The organism is Acinetobacter towneri DSM 14962 = CIP 107472 (assembly GCF_000368785.1).
GTDB classification, from domain to species: Bacteria; Pseudomonadota; Gammaproteobacteria; order Pseudomonadales; family Moraxellaceae; genus Acinetobacter; species Acinetobacter towneri.
This window is the reverse complement of sequence record NZ_KB849690.1, coordinates 126190-135707: the sequence shown is the minus strand read 5'-3', so window position 1 is coordinate 135707 and position 9518 is coordinate 126190. Positions and strand designations below refer to the sequence as shown.

Here is a 9518-nt window from a genome sequence, read left to right as displayed (position 1 = left end):
ATCACTTATAAATACGCTTTTAGTTGTTCAAACAAGTGGAACCACCTCTATATACGCCAGCATTTAAATTAAATTTATAAATCAATATGATAAAATCTATTTTTTTGACTATCGTTTTAATAAATATTCAATTTTTTGAAAAATTCAATTCTGACAATCAATCCTCCAACTGCATTTGCACGTTGTAAAGTAATCTTGCCTAAATGAGAGTCAATAATCTGCTTCACAATAGATAATCCCAGACCACTTCCTACTACAGAACTGGCTTGATTTATTCTATAAAAACGCTGAAATATAAATGGGATTTGTGCTTCATCTAGACCTATGCCGTTATCTTCAACCTGTATAAAACTACCATTTCCAATACTTCCACAACTGACTTTAATAATAGGTTTATGTATTGAACTACGATAAAGAATGGCATTTTCGAGTATATTTCTCAACATAATTTCCAACTGATCTGACTGCCCCCAAACGCACACTGAGGTGAGATGCAATTGTAAGTCTACACCTGCTTTTCTGAACTGAATACCCATCATTTCAACTGTACCTTTAACAATATCTACCAAATCAATATTGCTTTTGTTTTGTGTGGCATTCGGTTCAAGCCTCGCTAATGTAAGCAACTGAGTAATCATTCTTGATGCTTTGTCTACTCCTGTAATAATGTCCTGTGCAGCTTCCTTAGACTCCTCATTGGAACGTGCATTTTGAAGTACTTGGGCATGTAAGCGTATAGCAGCTAATGGTGTACGGAGTTCATGAGCGGCATTTGAGGTAAAACGTTTTTCACGTTGCATACTTTCAGCAATCTCACTAAGTAAGGTATTTAAAGAGCTCACTAAAGGTTCTATTTCTTTCGGTACAACTGGCTTAATTGGATTTAAATGTTCAATGGATTGTTTTTCTAAGTTTTGACTAATGCTATATACAGCCAATAAATGACGACGGATCGTGCAAATAATCAACCATAATAATAATGGCAAAAATATGATTGAAACCAAAATCAAAAACAGCAACATATCTTGCTGAATATCTTTTCGAATTGTCCAAACCTGCGCAATTTGTACCTGTATTGTATGCGTACTATCCCAAACAGAATAACTACGATAAGTATTATTATTCAGTTTAATCCAACCAAAATTATCTTGCTGAACAAATGGCTGTGTTTCCACACCAATAGAACGATAAATTAATTGTCCATCACGATGCCAAATTTGAAATACAATTTGGTCATAATGCTCACCCTTAGCTTTTTCAATCACTGTATGCTGCGGTACTTTTCCATCTAGGGTACTTAGAGTCGTAGACAATAAAGCATGAGCAGTTTCTGCTAATGACTTATCAAAAATATTATTGGCAGTGTTTTGCATTCCCCAATAAATACTTCCTAAACTACCCAACCAAACGCTAGTGGTAATTGCCAGTAAAATTATAGATAAGCGCTGGGTTAATGAATAGCTGCGAATTGGATCAGCCATTTAATGCTGTTCATCCATGATATATCCAAAACCTTGTACTGTACGGATAATATTTTTACCTAATTTCCGACGCAAGTTATGAATATAGACTTGTACAACATTACTACTCACATCAACGTCATAAGCATAAAATGAATTTTCTATATTTTCACGCGAAATTACACGACCACGATTGAGAGTAAATAACTCCAATAAATGAAACTCTTTATGTGTCAACTCAATTTCGACTTGATTTAACAGTACTTGTTTACTCGCTTTGTTAATACTAATATTTCCAACCTGAATTAGGTCCCCTACCTCTCCTGAAATTCGGCGTAATACAGCATGAATCCTTGCTACGACCTCATGTAAATCATAAGGTTTAACAACAAAATCATCAGCTCCTGCCTCTAGACCTGTAATACGATCATCAACTTGATCTTGAGCAGTCAGAATAATAATTCCAACTTGATTCTTTTTGCGACGTAGTGATTTTAAAATTTCAATCCCATTTCGATCAGGCAAACCTAAGTCTAGTAGAATAAAGTGATAATGATAACTCACTAAAAAATGGTACGCTTGCTCTGCTGTGCTCGCAATGTCAACTACAAAGCCCATTTGATCTAGACCACGTGCAGTTGCTTTTGCCAACAAGCTATCATCTTCTACCAATAGAACTCTCATAACACCTTTTTCTCTTGCTTACCAAACTACAGCGCAAATTTATAATCCCTACTATGCTCGTAAATATTACTGTTAAATTCTATCCATCTCATGTAAAGGCCACAATTGATGAGAATCAAGTAATAAGGAACTCATACTTTCTGCATAATCTACTTTAGCTTGATCGACTCGGCTACGTGCTTCAATCAATTGCTGCGAATGCAACAAAAGCTCATTGAGATTCAACTCACCTAATTTATACGCTTTTTGCATCAAGTGATGTTGTTGTTGCAACAGTTGTAAGTTTTCTTGCGCCTTCGTATTCCGTACAGTCGCTGACTCCATTTGAATCACCCACCCCTGTATTTCTTGACGCAGACGTTTTTCTACACGCAATACCTCCAAATCCGCTTTTTTTGCTTCTGCCGCTGCCATTCCTGAAGCAATACCGACTTGTCGCGCAGTCAAAGGAATTGAAACACTAACCCCTAATAAATTCTCCTCTCCCGATTGCTCCCTACTGTAACCAAAACCAATCGTAGGATCTGGCAGTCTATTAAGCTGCTCTCTTTTTAATACTGCGTATTGCTGTGTAGCTTGCATCCTTACGAGTGCTAACTCATGATTAACTGACAAAATTTTCTGTACCCACTCTGCTTGACTATACTGTATAGGGCTAGGCTGTATAACATCGCTGCTCCACTGTTCAGGGATCTTTCCTCTATAATCGCGGGCCAACAATTGCTGAGCTTGAATATATGCAGCTTTAGCTTGCATATATTGTTCCTCAAGTTGTTGGTACTCATTCTTCAAGAGCATTAGCTCAAGTCGTGGTGCATCTCCTGCTCGAATACGTTGTTCAGTCACTTGGATAAATTGCTGAATTTGATCCAGCTGTTCTTGCAGTCGCTTCAAATGCAATGTGCTTCGCATATAAGCAAACCAACTATTTAACAACATTTTAGATGCTTGATGTTGAGCATTCTCATACTTCAGTTCTGCAATACTTGAAATACGTTGTGCTAGATCTTGATCTAGCCGGTATTTATTAGGCAAACGTATTTGTTTTTCTATCCCCAAACTAGGTTCATAACTATTGGCTTGTTTTCGCTCTAGTTGTGTATCCGTCTTACGTACTTGCATACCGGCTGTAACAGTCCACGGATTTTGCCCTACTTTTAATCCTTGTCGGGCAAAGTCTGCATAATCTTGCTCTGATATTGCAGCACGCACATTCGGATGTTCTACTAGACTCTGTTGTACTGCTTCAAGTGGTGGCAAAGCAGCTTCAAGTTGAGGTTTTGCAATTGCTGTCGAAGCCACTGTAAAACAATAGCCCAACCCAAACAGATACCAAATTTGGCCTAGAAGTGTTGATTTAAATTTGATATTTAATGTCATTAGTCAAGTGCTCCTTGGCTCATATAACCAGAAATTAATGTAGGTATGACCCAATAAAAACAATCACTTGATTTAAATTTTTGCTGAATATGCGCCAAAACCAATGATACAGATTCGTGTTGTACAATCAGCAATATAAGATTCCGTTCAGTTGCTCCGCGAATTTTTTCCTGAACATTACGATAATGTTGGCGATTACCAAACCCTTGTGCGTTGACACAAGTACACCCTGAAATCAACTCAGGAATTAACCACAAATGCTCCATAAGTTCTTCAGCAATATCAGAGGACACGTTAATAGAGAGTTGGCATATTTCAGACATGATGATCTCGCGCTAAACCAAATTTTTTAAACAAGTTAGGAAGTAAAATCAGAGTCAGCAAAGTACAAGAAATAAGCCCTCCAATCACAACTATCGCCAATGGACGTTGAATCTCGGCACCAGGGCCAGTAGTAAATAACAATGGGATCAAACCTAAAGCTGCAATACTCGCGGTCATCATGACTGGACGTAAACGGCGCATAGCACCTTCACGAACAACTTCCTCAATTGCAACACCACGAGAAATCAGTTGATTAAAATAACTAATCATCACTAAACCATTCAGTACAGCAATCCCCATCAAGGCAATAAAACCAACTGATGCAGGAACAGATAAATACTCACCTGTTAATGCTAATGCAAATACTCCACCGACTAACGCAAAGGGAATATTGACGAAAACCAATACGGCTTGACGCACCGAACCCAAAGTCGTAAATAGTAAAAAGAAGATCATTGTTAATGCAGCAGGTACAACAAGCATTAAGCGAGCAGCCGCACGTTGTTGGTTTTCAAATTGCCCCCCCCATTTGAGTGAGTAGCCGGTTGGTAACTTGACTTTCTCTGCAACCAATTGTTTTGCTTCATCTACAAAACTAACTAAATCACGATCACGTACGTTGGCACGTACCACTGACATTCGTGATGCATTTTCACGATCAATTTTTACGACACCCTCAGTCTTAACCACTTCTGCTAAAGATAACAATGGCACTGCAGCTGCATTCTCAATTGGCAAGGCAATATTGGAAAATTCAAAACTCGACTCTCCCAAACGTGGATCCCCTTTCATCATTAATGGAACAGGGCGCCCCTGTTCAATAATGGAACCTATTTCTTTGCCTTCCACGAGCATCTTGAGTTGGGCTTGAACATTTTGACTGTCCAATTGATTTCGTATAGCCATATCACGATGGATTCGCAGCTCTTGATACTGTACTCCCGAATTTTCGAGTGTCATGACATCTTCATTGCCTTCAATGCCTTGTAGAACTATTGCAATTTGCTTTGATAAATCATTAAGCTGGTCTAAATCACTTCCAAAAATTTTGACAGCCAAATCTCCTCGTACTCCAGACAACATTTCTGAAGTGCGCATCTCTATGGGTTGACTAAATGTTAAGTTCACGCCAGGAACATCTTGAAGTACAAGACGAATTTTTTCTAAAATTTGCTCTTTATTTTTGACTTGCCATTGCGTTTGTGGTTTTAGCACAATGAAACTATCTGTTTCATTTAACCCCATAGGGTCTAATCCCAATTCATCAGAACCTGTACGTGCCACAATTCTTTCAACTTCAGGCACTTGTTCCAAAATACGTTTTTGAATATCCAGATCTAATGCAATTGAGTTTTGTAAGCTAATCGAAGGGATTTTTTCTAACTGTAAAATAGTATCTCCCTCATCCATGGTTGGCATAAATGACTTTCCAATGAATGGGAAAATCAATGCAGCCAGAAGTAAGGTACCACCTGCTAAGACATAAATCTGTTTAGGATGGGCTAAACTCAGATTCAAAAGTTTTCGGTAACCAGTTTCTAATTTAGCTACTAAAAAGGGTGTGTGATGTGCTTTCGGTTTTAGAAAGAATGAACACAGTACAGGAATCACTGTCAAAGAAAAAATTAGTGAACTTGATAAAGCAAATACAATTGTTAAAGCCACAGGTGAAAAGAGCTTCCCTTCCAATCCTTCAAGCGTGACCAATGGAATAAACACTAACATAATAATGATCATGCCTGCTGTGACTGGTACTGCAACCTCAGACACTGCGCGGTAAATCATATTTAATGGCGGTAAAAAAGAACGTTGCGGTGACTCTTTTGCTTCAGCAAGTTGCATTTCAATATTTTCAACCACTACAACTGCAGCATCCACTAATAAACCAATCGCAATCGTCAAACCACCTAAAGACATTAAATTGGCACTTAAACCAAAATGGTGCATCATCAAAAAAGTACTTAGTGCAGATAATGGTAAAACTGCCGCAACCACTAAAGCAGACCTTAGGTTTCCTAAGAACAATAAAAGTAAAATCAAGACTAAGACAATAGCTTCTAATAACGTTTTACTTACGGTATGAATGGCTCGGTTTACCAACTCACCACGATCATAAAATGGTTCAATCGTTGTACCCTGTGGCAGAGTTTTTTCAATGTCGGACAAATGCTCACGAACATGTTGAACGACTTGACGTGCATTCGCACCTTTTAAAGTTAATACAATACCTTGGACAGCCTCACCTTGGCCATTTTCAGTCACTGCACCATAGCGTGTGAGTGCTCCAGTATGTACCTGTGCAACATCTTTAACCCGCACCAATGTTCCTTGATGGCTAGAAACAATAATATCGCCTAACTCTTCAAGGTTTCTGACGCGGCTATCGCTTCGGATCAGTAATGACTCTCCATTTTCATTAAGCCGCCCAGCACCATCACTGGCATTATTTAGCTCGATTGCCTGTTGTAGCTGTGTTAAAGATAAGCCTCGTGCCGCCAGGGCCTCTAAATTAGGGGTCACTTCAAATGTACGAACAAGTCCCCCCAAAGCGTTAACATCGGCGACCCCTTCAATTTTACGAAGTTGTGGACGAACCACCCGATCAAGTAGAGTTCGTTTTTCCATATCACTGAGTGGCCCATGTAAGGTAAACATAAAAGATTCACCTAATGGGGTCGTCATGGGTGCAATTCCACCTGACGTACTACTTGGTAATGCAGACATCACATTACTTAAACGTTCATTCACCTGTTGTCTAGCCCAATAAGGGTCAGTGCCTTCAGCAAAGTCTAATGTGATAATCGCAATCGCGTATTTAGATTGCGAACGCATTACTGTCTGATGAGATATTCCCAACATTTCTTGTTCAATGGGTACAACAATACGGCTTTCCACCTCTTCGGGCGTCATGCCGGGCGATTTCATCACAATTTGTACTTGCGTACTTGACACATCAGGAAAAGCATCAATTGGTAGTTTCGTAAAAGCAATGTAGCCTGCCACACTGATCGCCAATGTGAGCAATAATATTAAAATGCGCTGACTAAGTGAAAAGGCGATAAGACGTTTTAACATATGTCTCACCTCAACGTTCTGTAGTGCTAATAGGTGCTTGCTCTGCACCAAAGCCAGACCACACCGCCTTGAGACGCTCTACACCACTGATAGCAAGTTGCATTTTGGGTTTTAATTTTTCAGCTGTAATATAACTTTGCTGCTGATCAGCTGATAGAACTTCAACCGTTACAGCTTCAAACCCCTTCTGATTTTTAACAAAAATAATGTGTTTACCATCTTGTGAGGTTATGGCAGTACTTGGTACTGGCCATGCTGCAATTACTGTTGGCTGCTTACTTTGAACATGAACTTTGACAAATTGTTGCACCCGCAAACAATTATGTTTGGTATCCATTTGTACGATGATATTTTGAGTTTGTGTATTCCCTACAAGTGCTGGAGCGATATTTTGTATATGCCCTGTAATATCACAACCTTCAACCTGAACAACATCCCCAATATGCACATATTTACTGTCAGCTAAATTAGCTTGTAATAACAATTGTAACGGTGAATCAGCGTTTACAAGTTGACCTAATACTGTACCAGCCTCAACATACTGACCTGTAGAAACCTGTAAGTTTTCTATATAACCACTTGTTGGGCTTTTAACATAGACAATGGAATTTAGACTATTTACCTGCCCTCCTCCCATAAATTGCAGCATTCGCTGTTTTGCACCTAAGTTAATATTAAGACGCTGTACTTGATTCTGTGCCTCTTGCACACGCTTCTCGGCAATAATGCCTTCAGCATATAAGCTACGTTCACGTGTTAAATTTTGCTGGGCTAATTGTTGTTGAGCACGAAGCTGCAATATTTCATTTTGAATCTGAATTAAATCTGGACTATGTACAGCAAGTACATGATGATTCCGGGTAACTTCTGCCAAGGGTTGTACCAAAACTTGCTGCACCATTCCTGAAACAGGACTAGTCAGTACAACTTTGCTTTCTGGTGACCACTGTACTTGCCCTTGTAAAATAATTTGTTTTTGTATGTTAGTAGAAGAAGCACCTAATGTGTGTAATTTGATCCCAACTTGCTCAATTTGTTTTGAAGAAATTAAGATTTGTTGCTCTGAGACTTCAGGACTCCTCTCAGCCTCTGAAACCTGTCTCTCTACTTTAGCCTCTATATTTTTATTCGAGAGCAGCTTACTTCCCCACCATAGCCCAAGGCTAATCAAGATCAAGACGCTCATTAGATATAATAGTTTTTTAAAATTTAGTACATCTACTCGCTGATCCACTCGTTTCATCCTTCAAGAGATTTTCTCTACAAAGCTAAGATTAAGTTCTTAAGATCAGATTAAGTTTATAAACCTATTTCAGACTGCATAGGCCCAAGTGAACCGTATTGGGTTTGTGGGAGACTTTTATTTAACTGATGTTACGTAGTAAGTGCATTTTGAGCATCTTCGCTACTACATGTTGTAGTCGATTTATAAATTATTAATAATCATTATATTAAACTATATATTGTTATTATTTCTCACGAAAATCAGCATCAAAACATAGGTGACTTTTATAAACTAAAATGTCTAAAATGAAGTGACCAAAACCACATTAAATGATCTAAATTGATCAAAATTTTACTCCACCAAAAACTATATACCAGTAATCAAATCATATACTTATAATTAAGGTCATTTAATGGAATAAATCTCGGTGACCTTGCCAAGGTTGGGGTCGCGAGTTCGAGTCTCGTTTCCCGCTCCAAATTCAAAAAAACCCTCATCGAAAGATGGGGGCTTTTTTATTGATTTTATATTATGTTATCCCCAATCATACTTTCTTTATTATCTTTTATTTCACAGTTTCGGGCCCCAAATACGACATATTCGTAGGTAGTTGCAAAAAATATTCGCTCGATGTTCTGGATTGTCAGCGAGATCTAAAGCCCGATAATAGGTCGAAGCTGCAATCGGTAAAATTCTACAAATCGCCTCGACTCCGTACAGCTCTTTATTATTATGGATAAAATCCACCATTATTTGTGTGGGCGGTCGAGTTCCGCCTGGGCGAAAAAAGCGGCTGCTTTACGTAGAATTTCGTTAGCACGTTGCAGTTCTTTATTTTCGCGTTCGAGTTGTTTGATACGTTCTTGGTCTGAAAGCTGCTGTACTTTAACTGGATTTAGTTTATCTAAATATTTTTGATACCAAACACGTAGTGTTTCAGGAGTACAACCTATCTTAGGAGCAATTGCTGTGATTGCAGCCCAAGTAGAAGGATAATCTTTTTCGGATTCAATCAATAATTGAACCGCTCTTTCTCTGATTTCAGGGGTATATTTTGGTTTTGTCATTGGAACATTCTCTCAAGAAAGTTGGTCTCCGACAAACCTGGTACGGTTCAAATCTTCCCAACTGATGATTCCGTGAAAAAGGTGGTATATTTAGCAATTATGGCAGCAAGCAAAAAATGGACGATGCCTATTCAGAATTGGAAAGCTGCTATGAATCGCTTTAGTATCATGTTTGAAGAGCGTGTAACCAAGTATTTTTAAAACTGTATTTACACAGAATTATTTATACCCTCTGCCAAGGTGGCTAAACGTTTGCCATCGCCTAGATGGTTTAAACATTACACCCCTTATTATCAATCAAAT

Annotated in this window: 6 protein-coding genes, 2 pseudogenes and 1 other annotated feature; of the genes and pseudogenes, 1 reads left to right on the top strand and 7 read right to left on the bottom strand. The window is 38.6% G+C overall.

Features of this window, described 5'->3' with window-relative positions; all coding sequences use genetic code 11:
- Positions 1 to 116 precede the first annotated feature (116 nt).
- The 7 genes and pseudogenes from F947_RS07870 to F947_RS07840 all read right to left on the bottom strand — a co-directional run.
- A complete protein-coding gene (locus tag F947_RS07870) occupies positions 117 to 1481 on the bottom strand; it encodes an ATP-binding protein (protein ID WP_004974307.1) in 1365 nt (454 codons plus the stop codon).
- Positions 1482 to 2132, bottom strand: a complete 651-nt coding sequence (locus F947_RS07865; protein ID WP_249920782.1) for a response regulator — start codon at positions 2130 to 2132, stop codon at positions 1482 to 1484.
- A gap of 84 nt (positions 2133 to 2216) precedes the next feature.
- On the bottom strand, positions 2217 to 3524 hold the full coding sequence (locus tag F947_RS07860; RefSeq protein WP_004974304.1) for a TolC family protein: 1308 nt from the start codon (positions 3522 to 3524) through the stop codon (positions 2217 to 2219).
- Positions 3524 to 3847: a DUF3240 family protein gene (locus tag F947_RS07855; protein ID WP_004974301.1), complete on the bottom strand. Its 324-nt coding sequence runs from the start codon at positions 3845 to 3847 to the stop codon at positions 3524 to 3526. The genes F947_RS07860 and F947_RS07855 overlap by 1 nt, the downstream gene beginning before the upstream one ends.
- Positions 3840 to 6923 (bottom strand): efflux RND transporter permease subunit, encoded by a 3084-nt coding sequence (locus F947_RS07850; protein ID WP_004974298.1) that lies wholly within the window; start codon positions 6921 to 6923, stop codon positions 3840 to 3842. Before F947_RS07850 ends, F947_RS07855 begins: the two co-directional genes overlap by 8 nt.
- Positions 6924 to 6933: 10 nt before the next feature.
- Positions 6934 to 8157, bottom strand: coding sequence for an efflux RND transporter periplasmic adaptor subunit (locus tag F947_RS07845; RefSeq protein WP_004974297.1), 1224 nt, complete (start codon positions 8155 to 8157; stop codon positions 6934 to 6936).
- Between the two features lie 576 nt (positions 8158 to 8733).
- Positions 8734 to 9215 (bottom strand): annotated as a pseudogene (locus F947_RS07840) (transposase); the annotation flags it as partial.
- Positions 8821 to 8940, bottom strand: a sequence feature (AL1L pseudoknot). Its footprint overlaps the pseudogene before it by 120 nt.
- 48 nt (positions 9216 to 9263) lie before the next feature.
- Here F947_RS07840 and F947_RS14850 point away from each other — a divergent pair.
- A pseudogene (locus F947_RS14850) lies at positions 9264 to 9416 on the top strand (IS256 family transposase); the annotation flags it as partial.
- Positions 9417 to 9518 lie beyond the last annotated feature (102 nt).